Below are 15112 nucleotides of genomic sequence, written 5' to 3'. Positions count from 1 at the left end.
CAGTCAGTACCGCCCGGAAGCCCCTGCCGGCTTCCGGGCCGGCGCCGGCTGTCTGCCTCGCGCACACGACCACGGGGGAGGCGGGGACGATGCCGGAGTTTCCCGGATGGGACGGCCGCAAGGATTTCGTGGATGCCTTCCGGGCCGCCGTCCGCACCCGCAGGCGGCTGAGGAAGCGGGTGCCCAAGCTCCCGCCGGTCGTGCTGAGAACCGGGTCCGAACTGTCGGTTCAGGCGCTCGAAGCGCTGGAGGAGGGCCTGCAGCGCTCCTCGACGCTCGGCCGCCTGGCGCCGTGCGTCCCGTACGCCCACATCAGCGGGCAGGACCGCACCAGGACGCAGCTGATCGAGGAGATCGCCGGCACGCTGCGCCGGGACAGCCCGCCGGAGACGGGGAAGTGGCGGCTGCCCACCTACGACATGGTGCACAGCATCACCGAGGAGCCGCGCACACCGTCGGGGGAGGGCCAACAGGTCCCCGCCACCGGGGGGTTCGCCCTCGGCCCGTTCACGCTGAACATCCCGTGGCCGACACTGCGGAGAGCGGTGCACGCGGGACGCACGCGGCTGTGGGCGAAGCGCTGGCAGTTGCGGTTCGCTCTCGGCCGCCGCTACGGAGCCCTGTGGCCGGACGGCTACCGCGGACCGCGCACCCTCGACGCGGCGCTCAAACGCTTCGACGAGGTACGCCGGTCCGGCCCCGACGCGTGGGACGGGCTGTTGCTGACGGCGCTGATGACCGACCTGTTCGGGCAGGCCCGCCAGGGGCTGCTGCACCCGGGCCGCCGACGCCGCCGCGCACGTCCCGCTCTGCTGCTGAACGGCAGCGGGGAAGGGGCGCAGACCGTCAGCAGCTTCATCTCCCTGTACGACGAGCGGCTGCGCGTGAGCCCCAACCCCGCGATGGTCGTCGTCGCCGCGCTGCCGCCGGAGCCCGGTGCCGAAGCCGCGGGGCCGGACCTCGCCGAGGCCGCACGGCGACTCGCGAACGCCAGGAGGGAGGCACAGACGTCCGTCCACGTCGCTCTCCCGGAGCCGGGCGGCGTCACCCAGGCGGTGCCGCCGGTGTGGAAGGCGTGGCTGCGCGTCCGTCCCGGCACGGAACTGCTGGTGGAGGCCACGGCCCTCGCGGTGGCGGCGTGGATGTTCGGGCTGTTCGCCTTCCTCGGGACCGAAGGGCCCTTCCTGGACGAGAACACCGACTGCCTGGAAGCCTCCACGTACGTCAGCCAGGGCCGCCAGGGTCACGACAAGCCCGGGGCCCAGTACCAGGACGCCATCGACGAGATCGACCGGCTGAGCGAGGACGCGGAGAAGAACGGCGACCCCGACCGGACCGTGACGCTCGCGCTCGTCCACTCGACGGTGGCCGAGAGCATGAACGAACTGCGCTCCGGCGGCGCCATCCCCGAACTCCGCGGCGTGGCGATGGCGGTGCGGTCCCTCAACGAGTCCGCGCCGAAGGGCGACGACAGGGTCTGGGTGAAGATCAAGCGCTACAACGCCGGAGTCCAGTACGAGAAGGCGGAGCAGAAGGCGCGGGAGATCGTCGCCGACGCCGAGAAGGACTCCAAGTTCCTGGGCGTCACCGGATTCACCGAGAGCCGCACCAGGACCGTCGCCGCTCTGGAACTCCTCAACGACGCGCGGATTCCCGTCGTGAGCTCCACGGCCACCGCGAAGCGCATGGAGGTCGGGCGGTACTACCACGGCGTCGCACCGAACAACGTGCGCGAGGCGAACGTGGTCGCCTCGTTCCTCAAGAGGGCCAACACCGTGCGCACCGAAGCGAGTTCGTGTGCACCGCCCCGTCACGTCGCCGTGGTCACCGACCCCGCCGACGTCTACAGCAACGAACTCGGCCTGAAGTTCGCCCGGCACCCGGAGGCCCCGTCCACCGGAGCCCGCATCGGCTACACGCCCGGCGACTCCAGCGCCCACGGCGCCTCGGGCCAGACCGATCTCGAAATGAAGTACAGCATGGGCGACGTGGCCGCCGCGGTCTGTACGCGGGTCGAGAAGGAACCCAGGACGCTCGTCTACTGGACGTCCCGGGTGAGGGAGTTCGAGGCGTTTCTGGAGGACTACCAGAACACCGCCTGCGCGAACGAGGAACTGACCATCGTGGGCGGGAACGAACTCACCAACGCCGCACTCAGCGGCGGTTACGCGGACGAGTCCTGGCTGCGCCTCTACCACACGGCGCACACCCTGCCCGTCGACCATCCGCACCGCAGCGCCAGGGCCAAGGCGTTCAACCGTGCTTATGCCGACGAGTTCGGCGACGAGGACCTCTGGGCGAACGACGGACACGCGTCACTCGCCAACGATGCGGTGAAGGTCTTCGCACAGGCCGCGGAGAAGGCCCTTCAAGTGGACCTGAGCCTGGACATCAGCAACGTCCACCAGTACATCATCAACGGCACCTTCAGCATGGAGGGCGCCGGCGGACACATCCAGTTCACCAACGGTGCCCTGCGACCGCTGAACAAGATGCTGATCGTCCTGCACCACAAGAAGGGCCGTTCCGGAGCAGCGCTCGTCTGCGGCAAGACCGGGAACAACATCGACGCCGGCAAGGAGTGGAAGCAGGGCGACGACACGTACACCTGCCCCGAAGACTGACCCCCTGATGGAAGAACACATGGTTCGAGAGCACGTGCGCAGCATTTACACCGAAGCGGCGCGTACCGCCTTCCTCGATCGGGAAGCCGTCCGCGGCGCCGAGGACGCGGAGTTGGAACGGCTCGTCGGCGGCCAGCAGATCGACTCCCTGCCCGCGGCGGCGGATTCGGTGCTGCGTCTCGTCGGCGGTGCCAAAGGCCCCTGGTTCCTCGGCGAGCGCCTCGTGATGGCCGACGCCGAGCCCGCGGAACTCAAGGCGGAGGCGCTCGGCTGCTACACCCGGCAGAACGGCACGGGACTGCTCGACGCCCCCGGAATGCTGGTGCTGACCTGCCACGACGGCACGCGGTACGAAGTGGTCGACGGCGGCGACCTCGCACTGGAGGACCCGGCCGTGTGGCTCCTGGACGACACGGGGCGTCTGCAGCGGTCCAGCGGCAGCCTCAGCGAGTGGTTCACCCATGCGGCGAACCGCGTGGTGAACCTCTCCAAGGACGTGGCGAGACGCGCACGGCAGGGACGCCCGACACCGCCCTGGGCCCGCTACTTCACCATCTCCTCCGGTACGCGGCCGGCGGGCGGCCGTCCGACGAGTGGCGCCGACGTACGGCCGTAGCAAGGCAGTCGGGTCCCGCCGCCGGGATTCGCGGCGGCGGGGCTCGTCGCGCACGGGCCCGGCCCGGGCCCGCTCTCAGCCGGTCGCGCCGCCGGGTCCGCCGGGTCCGCCGGGTCCGTCGGGGTCCGGCGGCTGCCGGTCGTCGATGACGATGCGGACGACGTCGCCGCCGGCCGTCGCGCAACTGGGCGCCAGCGCACCGTGGATGCGGTTGTAGGTCTGGGCGGCCAGATGGTGGGTGGCAGGCGCGGTCCCCGGCGTCTGCGTCACCTCCCAGAGCGCGTCGACGACGGCGAGCAGGGTACGGCCGGAGAGTTCGACCTCGACGGTGCCGTTCCGCGTGTGAGAGATGTCGACGGGCATGCGGAAGTGCTCGCCGTGGGCCGCTCGTTCGACGACGAAGGCCCAGGTGTCGCGGTGGCAGACGAGCCGGGCCTCGGCGAGGCCGGCGGCTTGGGCGAGCAGATCGGAGTGGTCGTCGAGGTGACCGTCGTCGCTGTGCCCGCCCTGACCGCCCCCGCTGCTCTCGTCGCTCTCGCCGCCGCCCCCGGCCCCGCCGCGGGGACCTGCCCCGCCGGCCTGCGCGGGTTCCGGTGAGTCCGCGCGGCATTCCGGCGTGTCTGCCCGCTGCCTTTCGATGAGGGTGAGGAGTTCTGCGATGTCCCGGCGCACATCCGTGAGTTCGCGGGTCGTCTCGTCCTGGGCGCGGCGGAGGTCGTCGATGCGGAGTCCGAGGTCGCTGCCCGCGGTTCCGACGGCCTGAAGTAGCTGAGTTCGGGTGGTGACGTCTTCCCTGATCCCGGATTCGATCCCGGTGACCCGTGCGTCGAGGCTCTGGACTGCTTCACGTTTGGTGCCGAAGACCACTCGCGTTCCTCTCCCTGTCGCCGTTGTCGGCCGGAGGGAGGCTTTCCGTCCCTGCGGCCCGTGACGCGGCTGCTTTCGGCCGTCCCTCTGGCCTGGACGGCACCGGCCCCGACCTGGACTGCCCGGTCGGGCGACCGGTACGCGGCGCGCGGGCGACCCGGTGCCGCGGCAGGACGCGTCCCGGCCGGTGCGCGGTCTCACGGCTCGCGTGCCAGGCCCCCGAGATGAGCCGCTCCCAGACGGTCGCCTCGTGTTCCGCGGAGCTGCTACGTGGTGCGGTATGCGCGAAGGAAGGTCCGCACTCCCTCGACGACGAGCGGCCGGACGCGGGCGTCCTCGGCGGCATTCGCGGAACCGAGCCTGTCCAGCGCGACGCCGAAGGTCAGCGCGATGAACTGGTCGGCCGCGAGTCTGGGGTCGGGGACGTCGAGCAGCCCGGCCGCGGCGAGGTCGGCGAACCGCTCGGCGAGTGCCTCGTCGGGGGTGTCGGCCAGGGAGTTGTAGCCCCGGTGCGGCAGGTGGCCTGATTCCGAGCGGACCAGTCGTTGCAGCGTTGCGTACTCGGCCGAGCCGAGCATGTCGGTCGCGATGCGCATCGAGAACGTGACCAGGGCGTCCTCGAGACCGGGTACCTCGGTGAGGTCGGTGAGGGTGTCGTCCAGGGTGCGCCGGACCGTGGTGATCAGTGACTGGCCGACGGCGTCGACGACCGCTTGCAGCAGCGTCTGCTTGTCGCCGAAGTAGTCGTAGACCGTCCGCTTGGACACCTCGGCCCGGGCGGCGACGGCGTCGACGCTGGACCGGTCGAAGCCCTCGGCGAGGAACAGTTCCCGGGCCGCCGAGAGGATGGCGGCCCGCTTCCGAGCGGACCCCTCGCGCAGTGTCTTCGTGGTCGGCATGAGCACACCTTAACCGAACTACACTGCACGGTGTAGTGTAGTATCGCCACGGTGCCTGCCGCACCCGTACAACCGCTCTGTCGGCGAAGCCGTGCATGCGTCAACTCGAGTACCGCTTCCCCGGGTTCACCCCGGCGGACGACGTCGGATCCGACCGCGGAGCACCAAGCACACTGCGCCTCGCGTGAATGGCCGCTGTGTGTCCGCACCGAGCCCGAAGGGCGGCAGCGCTACGCGCAGGGCCGCCGCCCTTCCGCGTCCGGCAACGACGGAAAGGACGTCCATGACCGCCGCAACCCTGGCTCCCCCGGTACGCATCGGGAAAGCCGCTGTCTGGGCTCTCGGCTTACTGGCAATCTCCACCGGCGCCTTGGAGTCGGTGGTGGCGCCGACGCTCCCGCTCCTGCAACGCGAGCTGGACATCAGTCCATCCGCAGGGGCGCTGCTCAGCATCGTGCTGGCCGTCACCGGCGCGCTCGTCACACCGCTCGCAGGCAAGCTCGGCGACCGCTACGGCGGGAAACGAGTCCTGATCAGACTGATGGCGGTGGTCTCGGCCGGTGGACTCGTGTCAGCGCTGGCGCCCAACCTGCCGGTGTTGCTGCTCGGTCAGATCCTGCAGGGAGCGATGATCGGCGCACTGCCCCTGTCGTTCATCGTGGTGCGCAAACACCTCCCCGCGGGAGAGTCGAAGGTGGCCATCGGGCTGGTCAGCGGGATGTTCGTGGGGGGCTCGATGGTGGGACTCCTGGCGGCCGGGCCCGTGGCGGAAGCGCTCTCCCGGCACTGGATGTTCGCGGTGCCGACGATCGCGGTCATCGGCTTCACCCTGCTGGTGAACAGGCTGATGCCGTCCGATCCGCCGGGCCGCACGGACGGTGCCGGGATGGACTGGCCGGGCCTGCTTCTCCTGAGCGGGATGCTGGTCACGCTCATGCTCGTCTTCGTGGTGGCGCCCGAGGCCGGCTCGCAGCCTCTCGTGCTCGGCGCCCTCATCGTGCTTCTGGCCGCCTTCGTTACCGGATGGGTGGCCGTCGAACGTCGTGCGGCCTCGCCGATGATCGATCTGCGCATGCTGGCACGGCCTGTGATCTGGAAGTCGTGTGCGCTGACGTTCGTGATCTGCCTCGGTACCGCGATGGGGGTCTTCCTCATTCCGCAGCTGCTCGGCGATTCCGGCGACGGGTACGGTTTCGGGGCCAGCGCCACCGGGATCGGCTTCATCCTCCTGCCCGGCGCCGTGGCCGGGACGCTGGCCGGGCCGGCCGGCGGGCTCGGGGAGCGGCGTTTCGGCTCGCGTGCCGTGGCCGTTGCCGCGGTCGTCATCATGGCCACCGCCCTGCTCGCCCTGTCGGTCGCACACACCGAGGTCTGGCACATAGTCGTCGGCAAGGCGCTGATCGCGCTCGCCAACGGCCTGTGCGTCACGGCCATGGTGACCAGCATCGTCTCTTCCGTCGATGAAAGTGACACCGGTATCGCCACCAGCCTGGTCCTGGTGACTCGCGTGCTGGGCTCCGCCGTGGGCGGGATGCTCGGTGGCGCGCTCCTCACCGCCGGGACCCCCTCCGGGTCGGACGTCCCGGCCGAATCGGCCTTCGTCACCGGCTTCCTCATCGCCGGTGTCGTCGCGCTGCTGTCCCTGCTCGTCGTCCGGACCATGGGCAAAGGAGTCGAGGAATGACCCGCGCCGATCTGTTGACGGATACCCGTACGACGCCGAGGCGCAAGGTCCTGATATCCGGGGCAAGCGTCGCGGGGCCCGCCCTCGCGTTCTGGCTGAACCGCTACGGATTCGCGGTCACGGTGGTCGAAAAGGCGGGCGCACTCCGTGACGGTGGTTACCCCATCGACGTGCGCGGCACCGCACTCGAGGTCGTCCGGAGGATGGGAATCCTGCCGCGCTTGCGGGACGCCCACATCGACCTGCGCCGGATGACCTTCCTCGACGGGGACGGCAGCGAGGTGGCGTCGCTCCGCCCGCACACCGTCACAGGCGCTGTCGCGGGACGGGACCTGGAGGTGCGGCGCGGGGATCTGACCGGCGCTCTCTTCGAGGCGGTCCGTGACGACGTGGAGTTCTTGTTCGACGACTCCATCGACACCCTCGACCAGTCCGGCCACGGGGTCGACGTCACCTTCCGCGGGGGCGGCAGGCGTACGTTCGACATGGTGTTCGGTGCGGACGGTGTGCACTCACGTACGCGGGAGTTCCTGTTCGGCCCCGAAGGGCAGTTCCACCGCCACCTCGGCTACTGCTTCGCCGTGTTCACCATGCGCAACACCTTCGGGCTCTCCCGCGAGACCGTGATGTGGAACGCTCCGGGCAGGGCCGCGGCACTCTACGCCGTGGGGGACGACGACGAAGTGCACGCCTTCCTGAACTTCGCCCACCCGGAACCGCCGTTCGACGCGTTCCGGAATCCGGAGGCCCAACGGGACCTGGTCGCATCGGTCTTCGCCGACGCGGGATGGGAGGTCCCGGCCATGCTCGCCGCCATGCGGGACGCGGACGACCTGTTCTTCGACGCGGTCAGCCAGATCCGCATGCCCCGCTGGTCCAGCGGCAGAGTCGCGCTGGTGGGCGACGCCGCGTACGCGCCCTCGTTCCTCACCGGACAGGGCACCAGCCTCGCGCTCGTCGGCGCGTACATGCTCGCCGGTTCCCTGGCCGACCGGGACCACACCGCGGGCTTCGCTGCCTACGAACACAGCACCCGTGAGTTCGTCACCGTGAACCAGGAGCAGGTCGGCGAGGGCGGTGCCACACTCTTCCCGACCACCGCCCGGGCCCTGGAGCAGCGCAACAACATGCTGCGCGAGCTCCGAGTCATGCCCTCCGCGGAGGCCAGACCGGCCCATTCGGCCCTCACGCTGCCCGAATTCGGTCCCATGACGTGAGCCCGGGCAACGCGCGCGCCGGCGCCGACGGGTGCACTGATCGCGGAACGCCACTGCTCGGGTCCGACCAACTGGAGGCTGTGGACCCACAGTTGAGCGGCGATGGGACGGAACTCGACGGCGGGACCAGGCTCCAGGGGGTCATCGCCGACCGGTCGCCTCGGCGAGCGCGAGGCGCGCGGGGGCGGCGTCAGGGCCTCGTCGGTGCCTTCCACGGGAGGATGGGCCGGCCGAGCCGGGCGCCACGGGCACCCCTTCTGACCGGGGGTTTCGACGGTGCGGCGGACGAGTCGGCCTGTACGCCGGGTTCTGTCTCCCCGTCGCCTTGCGGCTCCGGGGGAGGCGGCCATCCATCTGGGACCGGCGTTGCCGCCGGCCTCGTGCGGTCCACCCGCGGACTCGGGCGGGCAACCCTCGAACGTCCGCGCAGGGCCGTCAGCCGACGGCCCCTCTTGACCTTGCTCCGGATGGGGTTTACCGAGCCGCCCAGGTCGCCCTGGGCGCTGGTGGTCTCTTACACCACCGTTTCACCCTTACCGGCAGCCGCGTACGGCTCCGGCGGTCTGCTTTCTGTGGCACTTTCCCGCGGGTCACCCCGGGTGGGCGTTACCCACCATCCTGCCCTTCGGAGCCCGGACGTTCCTCGGCGGGACCAAGGTCCCGACGCGGCCGCCCGGCCGGCTCGTCCGCCGTACGGCCCATGGTACCCGTGGGACGGAGCCGCCCGGTTCGCAGGCGGTGGGGACCCGGAGGCGTCGGATCGGCAGCCGCGGTGATGCCGCCTCAGGTACCGGCGCTACGCTCTGGGGCATGCGACCAGTGACCGTCAGTGTGACCGTGACGCAAGGTCGGGAGGAGGTGTACGACTTCCTCGATGTGATGGCCAACCACGAGCCGTTCACCGACCACATGCTCCGCGACTGGGAGTACTCCGGCCCCGCGTCCGGTGTCGGCGCGAAGGCCACGGTGCAGGTCCGCGCGGCCGGCCGGACCGACGCGGTCGAGATCGAGGTCGTGGAGGCCGTCCGTCCGGTCCGGATCGTGGAGCGGAACACCGGCGCCGGCGGCAGGCGCGTCGCCCACGGCACGTACGAGCTGGAGGAACTGCCGGGCGGCGGCACCCGCATCGCTTTCGAGTACGCCTGGAGGCGGGTGCCCCCGGCCGAGCGCCTGTCCGCACCCCTGGTCCGGTCGCTGCTCAGACGCGGCAACGAACGCGCACTGCGGCGGCTGGCCGCGCGGCTCTCCGCCGGCGGCGGGCAGCCGGCGCCCTGACGGGCCCGCGGCAGGCCGCCGAGCTCCGGATCAGACTCCGCTCTGCAGCGAGTCCGCGGACAGCTCCGCCGGCGTGCGGTGCCCGGAGAGGCCCAGGGTGAGGTCCAGGTCGGCGAGGAGACTGCGCAGCACATGACGTACGCCGTCCTCACCGCCGTGTGCCAGCCCGTACGCGTACGGACGGCCGACGAGCACCGCGCGGGCGCCGAGAGCGAGGGCCTTCAGCACGTCCGATCCGGTGCGCACCCCGGAGTCGAAGAGGATCTCGAGCCGGTCGCCCACCGCCTCGACGATGCCGGGCAGGGCGTCGAGCGAGGCGATGGCGCCGTCGACCTGACGGCCTCCGTGGTTGGAGACGACGATTCCGTCCATGCCGGCGTCGGCGGCCTTGCGGGCGTCGTCCGGGTGGAGGACACCCTTGAGCACGATCGGTCCGTCCCAGTGCTCGCGCAGGAAGGGCAGCTGGTCCCAGGAGCGGTCGGTGCCGGTGAACATCGGCACCCAGCGCAGCACCGCCGAGATCACGTCGTCCTCCGGCGGCTTGTCGAGGCCCGCGCGGAACGCCGGGTCGGAGAACGGGACGGCCGTGCCGATGCCGCGTATGAACGGCAGGTACGACTGGTCGAGGTCCTGCGGGCGCCAGGCCAGCGTCCAGGTGTCCAGGGTGACGACGAGAGTGGTGAACCCGGCGTCGCGGGCGCGCTGCAGGATGCTGACGCACACGTCGTCGTCGTTGGGCCAGTACAGCTGGAACCAGCGGGTGCCCCCCGGCCCGTTCGCTTCGGCCACTTCCTCGACGGTGTAGGAGGAGGCCGTCGAGAGGATCATCGGGACGCCCACGGAGCGGGCGGCCCGGGCGGTGGCCAGTTCACCGTCGGGGTGGATGATCGACTGCACGCCGACGGGTGCGAGCAGCACGGGCGCCGGCATGCGGGTGCCCAGCACCGTCGTGCTGAGATCGCGTCCCGCTGACCCGCGCAGCATGCGCGGGACGAGCCGGTGCCGGTCGAACGCCGCCCGGTTGGCACGGTGCGTGGCCCCGGAACCGGCGGCTCCGGCGACGTAGCCGAACGCGCCCGGGTCGAGGTGCTCACGGGCGGATGCGCCGAGAAGGGTGAGGTCGGTGGTGAAGGGCGGCAGCTGACCGTCGAGGCCGTTGAGGTAGATGTCGTTCTGGTAGTTGCCGAAGCCCGGTGCCGGCGGTCCGCCGGGCGCACCGCCGTTCTCCTGCGCCGTCGCTGCTCCTGCCCCGGACGGCTCGGATGCCTCAGCAGCTGCGGAGGACTCGGATGTCCCGGTCGTGCCGGACGTCTCACTCATCGCACTCGTGCCCTTCCCTGTCGACGGCGCCCCGATCGTCACCCCCCGGGGGAAGGGGAGGCCACGGGTGCGGGGAGAAGAGTCTGCGCCGAAGGTGGCCCCTCCGGCTAGTGGGTGTCCGGGCGGTCTTCCGAGGACCGGCCCGCGGCGTCGGATGCGGTGCATCGCACGGCGGAGGACGGCCCTCGTACTGGGCGTACGGGGGCGATGCGGAGGAAGCGGCGAAGTGCCGCAGCCGGCGTCGCGGTTCCCGGGAGCCCGGCCGTACACCCCCTGGGGCGCGGCTGACGGACCGGCAGCGCCGGGCCCCCGCGCCGACCGGCAGCGCCGGGCCCCCGCGCCGGCCGTCAGCGCCGGGCCCCCGCGCCGGCCGTCAGCCGCGCCCGATGAAGGGCATCGCCGTGGCCATCACCGTCGCGAACTGCACGTTCGCCTCCAGCGGCAACTGCGCCATGTGCAGCACGGTGCGGGCCACGTCGGCGGCGTCCATCACCGGCTCCGGAGCGGTCGTCCCGTTCGCCTGCGGCACGCCCTGCTGCATCTTCTCCGTCATCTCGGTGGCCGCGTTGCCGACGTCGATCTGGCCGCACGCGATGCCGTACGGGCGGCCGTCCAGGGAGAGGGACTTGGTCAGGCCCGTCATCGCGTGCTTGGTCGCGGTGTAGGCGACGGAGCCGGGGCGGGGCGCGTGTGCGGAGACGGAGCCGTTGTTGATGATCCGGCCGCCCTGGGGCCGCTGCTCCTTCATCTGCCGGAACGCGCCCTGTGCGCACAGGAAGGACCCGGTCAGATTGACGTCGACGACACCGCACCACTCCTGGTGCGTCATGTCCTCAAGAGGCACGGACGGACCGAACACACCGGCGTTGTTGAACAGCAGGTCCAGCCTGCCGCTGCCGTCCCGTACCGAGTCGAACAGCGCGGTCACGGCGCGCGGATCGGTGACGTCCGTGGGGACGACCGTATGGGCGCCCGCAGGGGCGGCAGCGGAAGCACCGGCTCCGGAGCCCGTCCACCTGTCTGCGGCCCGCGCCGACAGTCGCGCGGTCTCCTCCAGCGGCTCACGGCGTCGTCCGGCGAGCGTCAACGACCAGCCCGCGGCGGCCAGTTCCACGGCGACGGCCCGGCCGATGCCCGAACCGGCGCCGGTCACGACTGCCGTTCTCACCGCCTGACCTGCGGTGTCTCCGTCCCGGTTCAGCGCCGCGCCGCTCCTCGTCGTCATGCGCGCAGCGTACGTGCCACGAGCCGTACGCCGCCGCGCGGGCGGCCCGCCACCGGATCGCCATGCGCCTGTCGCGTGTCTGCCGACTCACAGCCTCCTGCGGATTGTGCAATCGCTTGTATGACGCAGCCATTGAGCACGGAGAGCGATCATCGTGCAGCCGCACGGCACCTGTGCCGGCGCAGACTGCTGACGGGGACGGCGGCGACCGTGGCGCTCGCCCTCGGCACGAACCTCCCCCGGCCGGCCCATGCCGTTCCCAGGCTCGACCCGTCGGCCATCGACAAGGACCCCTTCACGCTGGGCGTCGCCTCGGGCGACCCGCTGCCCGACTCGGTCGTGCTGTGGACCCGCCTGGCACCCGAACCGTTCGAACCGGACAGCGGGCTCGCGTCCGAGGCGGTCGACGTCCGCTGGGAGCTGGCCGGCGACCGGGGCTTCACCCGCAGGGTCGCCGGCGGCAAGGTCACCGCACACCCCGAGTTCCATCACGCCGTGCACGTCGTGCCCAAGGGACTCAAGCCCCGCACCCGCTACTACTACCGCTTCACCGTGGGCGCCTGGACCAGCCCCACCGGCCGCACCCGCACGGCCCCCGCAGCCGACGACGACCCCTCGTCGCTGCGCTTCGCGGCCGTGTCCTGCCAGGCGTACCACGACGGGTACTTCACGGCGCTGCGGCACCTGGCCGAGGAGGAGGACATCGACGCGGTCCTGCACCTCGGGGACTATCTCTACGAGTACGCCGTAGACGCACACGGCGGCGACCGCGCGGACCCGTCCCTGCAACTCCCCGACCGCTTCAACAAGGAGACCACCACCCTGGAGGACTACCGGCTGCGCTACGCCCTCTACCACAGCGACCCGGATCTGCAGGCCGCGCACGCCGCCCACCCGTGGATCGTCACGTGGGACGACCACGAGGTGGAGAACAACTACGCGGACGAAGTGCCGGACGGTTCACCACCCGAGGTGTTCCTCGCCCGCCGGGCCGCCGCCTACCGCGCGTACTACGAGAACCTGCCGCTGCGTCCCCCTCAGCAGCCCTCCGGCTCGGACCTGCAGCTCTACCGGAGGCTGCACTTCGGGCGGCTCGCACAGCTCGACATCCTGGACGGCCGGCAGTACCGCGACGACCAGTCGGCGGGCGACGGCTGGCAGGTGCCGACCGAGGACACCGAACGGCCCGAACGCACCATGCTCGGCAGCGCCCAGGAGCGCTGGCTCGCCGACGGCTGGCAGAACTCGCGCGCGGTGTGGAACCTGGTGCCGCAGCAGTGCGTCCTCTCCCGCCGGCGCGAGCGGACCACCGGGCCGTTCCCGCTGTCGATGGACGCCTGGGACGGCTATCCGGCTGCACGGAGGCGCTTCGTCGAGTCGGTGCGGGCAGCGGGCGTGGAGAACCTGGTCGTCGTCACAGGCGACGTGCACGTGCACTACGCCATGGACATCAAGGAGGACTACGACGACACCACGTCGCGCACCATCGGTGTGGAACTGGTCACCACCTCGCTCGCCAGCGGCGGCGACGGGGTGGCCAGGCCGGGGAACTGGCAGACCCTGATGGACGCCAACCCCCACATGCAGTTCTACGACGGCCGCCGCGGATACGTCCTCCTCACCCTTGACCAGCGACGACTGCGCGCCGACTACCGCACGGTCGACGTCGTGACGAAGCCCGGAGCACCGGTCTCCACAGCCGCTTCGTTCGTCTCGAGCAACGGGGAACCGGGCCTCACGCCTGCCTGACCGGCTGCGCGCAGACCTCGTGCACGGGGGCGGCGAGCGGGAAACCAGTGGGCCGGGCCGAAGAAGCTCTGGGAGAATGTATGGGCCAACAACAATCTCTTGGAGAGGTGAATGACCGACCCCGGCTCCGCCCGATCGGCCGCCGCGACAGCATCCGCCGACGAAACCGCCGTCCCCGGCAACGACCTGAACACCGGCACGAGGGCGGGCTCCGAGCACAGCGCAGGAGCCGCGGGACCCTCCGGCGACCCGGCGGCGACGACCTCCGCCGGACCCCGTGCAGCACCGCACACCGTCTCCGGGAACACCGGGTCCGGGCTGACCCCGCGCCGCCGCGCGGGTCTGCTGGTGACCCTCATCCTCGGCAGCCTCACCTCCCTTCCCGCGCTGTCGATGGACATGTACCTTCCGGCGCTCCCCGAGGTCGCGGGCACCCTGCACACCCAGGCCGCCACCGCGCAGCTCACACTCACCGCGTGCCTGCTGGGGCTGGCGGCGGGGCAGTTGGTGGTCGGCCCGATGTCCGACCAGTTCGGCCGCCGCCGCCCGCTCCTCACCGGCATGTGCGCCTACGTCCTCGCCAGTGCGGCATGTGCTCTGGCACCCACCATCGAGACGCTGATCGTCTGCCGGGTGGTGCAGGGCCTCGCGGGGGCCGCGGGCATAGTCATAGCCCGCGCCGTCGTACGCGACATGTACGACGGCCTCGCCATGGCCCGCTTCTTCTCCACCCTCATGCTGATCGGCGGGCTCGCGCCGATCCTCGCCCCCGTACTCGGCGGCCAGATACTCCGCTTCACCGACTGGCGGGGCGTCTTCCTCATCCTCGCCGGCGCGGGCGTCCTGATCACCGTCGTCACAGCGCGCAGGCTCCCCGAGACCCTCCCGCCCGGCGCCCGGCAGAAGGGCGGCGTCCCCAACGCCCTGCGCACGATGCGCGGCCTCTTCGCCGACCGGGTCTTCACCGGCTATCTGGTGGCGGGCAGCTTCTCCTTCGCGGCGCTCTTCTCGTACGTGTCGGCCTCGCCCTTCGTCATGCAGGAGATCTACGGCGCCAGCCCGCAGACCTTCAGCTTCCTCTTCATGATCAATTCGATCGGCCTGGTCGCCGCGGGCCAGATCAACGGCAAGATCCTGGTCGGCCGGGTGTCACTGGACCGGGTCCTCGGGTTCGGGCTGTGCATGACCGTCACCGCCGCGGTCGCACTGCTGCTCCTGACGAGCGGGGTGTTCGGGCATGCGGGACTCTTCCCGGTGGCCGCCTGGCTGTGCGTGCTGATGACCGGCATGGGCTTCGTCATGCCGAACGCCAACTCCCAGGGGCTGATGCGCGCTCCTCACGCGGCCGGCTCGGCCTCCGCTCTCCTGGGCACGGCCCAGTTCCTGGTCGGCGCCGTCGCCGTCCCCCTGGTGGGCATCGCCGGAGAGCACACTGCCGTGCCGATGGCGGTGGTTCAGCTCAGCGCGCTGACGGTCGCGGTGGGCGCGTTCGTCGGACTGTGCCGGCCGTGGCGTACGCGCAACTGACCACGCGGGGCCGCCCGGAGGGGGAGGCGGACCTCATCCCCTTCGGGGCCCGAGCCCCCCGGGGCGGCGGCCCCGCAGTCCGCTCTCCGCGCGCTCCATAGACTGCTGC

General features: G+C 71.3%; 11 protein-coding genes and 1 other RNA gene. 7 read left to right on the top strand and 5 right to left on the bottom strand.

Features of this window, described 5'->3' with window-relative positions:
- Positions 1-89: 89 nt before the first annotated feature.
- Complete coding sequence (locus ACFPA8_RS02570) at positions 90-2624, top strand: type 1 periplasmic-binding domain-containing protein (RefSeq protein ID WP_386441576.1); 2535 nt, start codon at positions 90-92, stop codon at positions 2622-2624.
- Between the two features lie 19 nt (positions 2625-2643).
- Positions 2644-3240: a hypothetical protein gene (locus ACFPA8_RS02565; protein WP_386441573.1), complete on the top strand. Its 597-nt coding sequence runs from the start codon at positions 2644-2646 to the stop codon at positions 3238-3240.
- 75 nt (positions 3241-3315) lie between these two features.
- On the opposite strand, the gene ACFPA8_RS02560 is transcribed toward ACFPA8_RS02565, so the two are convergent.
- Positions 3316-4107 (bottom strand): hypothetical protein, encoded by a 792-nt coding sequence (locus ACFPA8_RS02560; protein ID WP_386441570.1) that lies wholly within the window; start codon positions 4105-4107, stop codon positions 3316-3318.
- A 266-nt stretch (positions 4108-4373) separates the two neighbouring features.
- Entirely contained in the window at positions 4374-5006 is a 633-nt protein-coding gene (locus tag ACFPA8_RS02555) for a TetR/AcrR family transcriptional regulator (RefSeq protein ID WP_386441567.1), read from the bottom strand.
- Positions 5007-5289: 283 nt separating this feature from the next.
- On the opposite strand from ACFPA8_RS02555, the gene ACFPA8_RS02550 reads away from it, so the two are divergent.
- The gene (locus tag ACFPA8_RS02550) at positions 5290-6690 is read left to right on the top strand and encodes an MFS transporter (RefSeq protein WP_386441564.1); all 1401 of its coding nucleotides are present in this window, start codon (positions 5290-5292) and stop codon (positions 6688-6690) included.
- A complete protein-coding gene (locus tag ACFPA8_RS02545; protein WP_386441561.1) occupies positions 6687-7907 on the top strand; it encodes an FAD-dependent monooxygenase in 1221 nt (406 codons plus the stop codon). The genes ACFPA8_RS02550 and ACFPA8_RS02545 overlap by 4 nt, the downstream gene beginning before the upstream one ends.
- Positions 7908-8189: 282 nt before the next feature.
- Here ACFPA8_RS02545 and rnpB read toward each other — a convergent pair.
- Positions 8190-8592: RNase P RNA component class A (rnpB, locus tag ACFPA8_RS02540), an RNA gene on the bottom strand.
- Between the two features lie 125 nt (positions 8593-8717).
- On the opposite strand from rnpB, the gene ACFPA8_RS02535 reads away from it, so the two are divergent.
- On the top strand, positions 8718-9182 hold the full coding sequence (locus ACFPA8_RS02535) for an SRPBCC family protein (RefSeq protein ID WP_386441558.1): 465 nt from the start codon (positions 8718-8720) through the stop codon (positions 9180-9182).
- 30 nt (positions 9183-9212) lie between these two features.
- Here the strand turns inward: ACFPA8_RS02535 and ACFPA8_RS02530 are convergent, their stop codons facing one another.
- Both ACFPA8_RS02530 and ACFPA8_RS02525 read right to left on the bottom strand, forming a co-directional pair.
- On the bottom strand, positions 9213-10502 hold the full coding sequence (locus ACFPA8_RS02530; protein WP_386441555.1) for a lactate 2-monooxygenase: 1290 nt from the start codon (positions 10500-10502) through the stop codon (positions 9213-9215).
- 373 nt (positions 10503-10875) lie between these two features.
- Positions 10876-11727, bottom strand: coding sequence for an SDR family oxidoreductase (locus ACFPA8_RS02525; RefSeq protein ID WP_386441552.1), 852 nt, complete (start codon positions 11725-11727; stop codon positions 10876-10878).
- A gap of 120 nt (positions 11728-11847) precedes the next feature.
- On the opposite strand from ACFPA8_RS02525, the gene ACFPA8_RS02520 reads away from it, so the two are divergent.
- Positions 11848-13476: an alkaline phosphatase D family protein gene (locus ACFPA8_RS02520; RefSeq protein ID WP_386441550.1), complete on the top strand. Its 1629-nt coding sequence runs from the start codon at positions 11848-11850 to the stop codon at positions 13474-13476.
- Between the two features lie 111 nt (positions 13477-13587).
- Complete coding sequence (locus ACFPA8_RS02515) at positions 13588-15003, top strand: multidrug effflux MFS transporter (protein ID WP_386441547.1); 1416 nt, start codon at positions 13588-13590, stop codon at positions 15001-15003.
- Positions 15004-15112 lie beyond the last annotated feature (109 nt).

It is taken from the genome of Streptomyces ovatisporus (genome assembly GCF_042653885.1).
GTDB lineage: Bacteria > Actinomycetota > Actinomycetes > Streptomycetales > Streptomycetaceae > Streptomyces > Streptomyces ovatisporus.
The sequence above is the reverse complement of the archived record's forward strand: the minus strand, read 5'-3'. Positions and strand labels throughout refer to the sequence as shown.

Bases quoted from the DNA above. Each gene is read 5' to 3' on its own strand.
- ACFPA8_RS02570 (WP_386441576.1), top strand. From the start codon at position 90: ATGCCGGAGTTTCCCGGATGGGACGGCCGCAAGGATTTCGTGGATGCC.
- ACFPA8_RS02565 (WP_386441573.1), top strand. From the start codon at position 2,644: ATGGTTCGAGAGCACGTGCGCAGCATTTACACCGAAGCGGCGCGTACC.
- ACFPA8_RS02555 (WP_386441567.1), bottom strand. From the start codon at position 5,006: ATGCCGACCACGAAGACACTGCGCGAGGGGTCCGCTCGGAAGCGGGCC.
- ACFPA8_RS02550 (WP_386441564.1), top strand. From the start codon at position 5,290: ATGACCGCCGCAACCCTGGCTCCCCCGGTACGCATCGGGAAAGCCGCT.
- ACFPA8_RS02545 (WP_386441561.1), top strand. From the start codon at position 6,687: ATGACCCGCGCCGATCTGTTGACGGATACCCGTACGACGCCGAGGCGC.
- ACFPA8_RS02535 (WP_386441558.1), top strand. From the start codon at position 8,718: ATGCGACCAGTGACCGTCAGTGTGACCGTGACGCAAGGTCGGGAGGAG.
- ACFPA8_RS02530 (WP_386441555.1), bottom strand. From the start codon at position 10,502: ATGAGTGAGACGTCCGGCACGACCGGGACATCCGAGTCCTCCGCAGCT.
- ACFPA8_RS02525 (WP_386441552.1), bottom strand. From the start codon at position 11,727: ATGACGACGAGGAGCGGCGCGGCGCTGAACCGGGACGGAGACACCGCA.
- ACFPA8_RS02520 (WP_386441550.1), top strand. From the start codon at position 11,848: ATGACGCAGCCATTGAGCACGGAGAGCGATCATCGTGCAGCCGCACGG.
- ACFPA8_RS02515 (WP_386441547.1), top strand. From the start codon at position 13,588: ATGACCGACCCCGGCTCCGCCCGATCGGCCGCCGCGACAGCATCCGCC.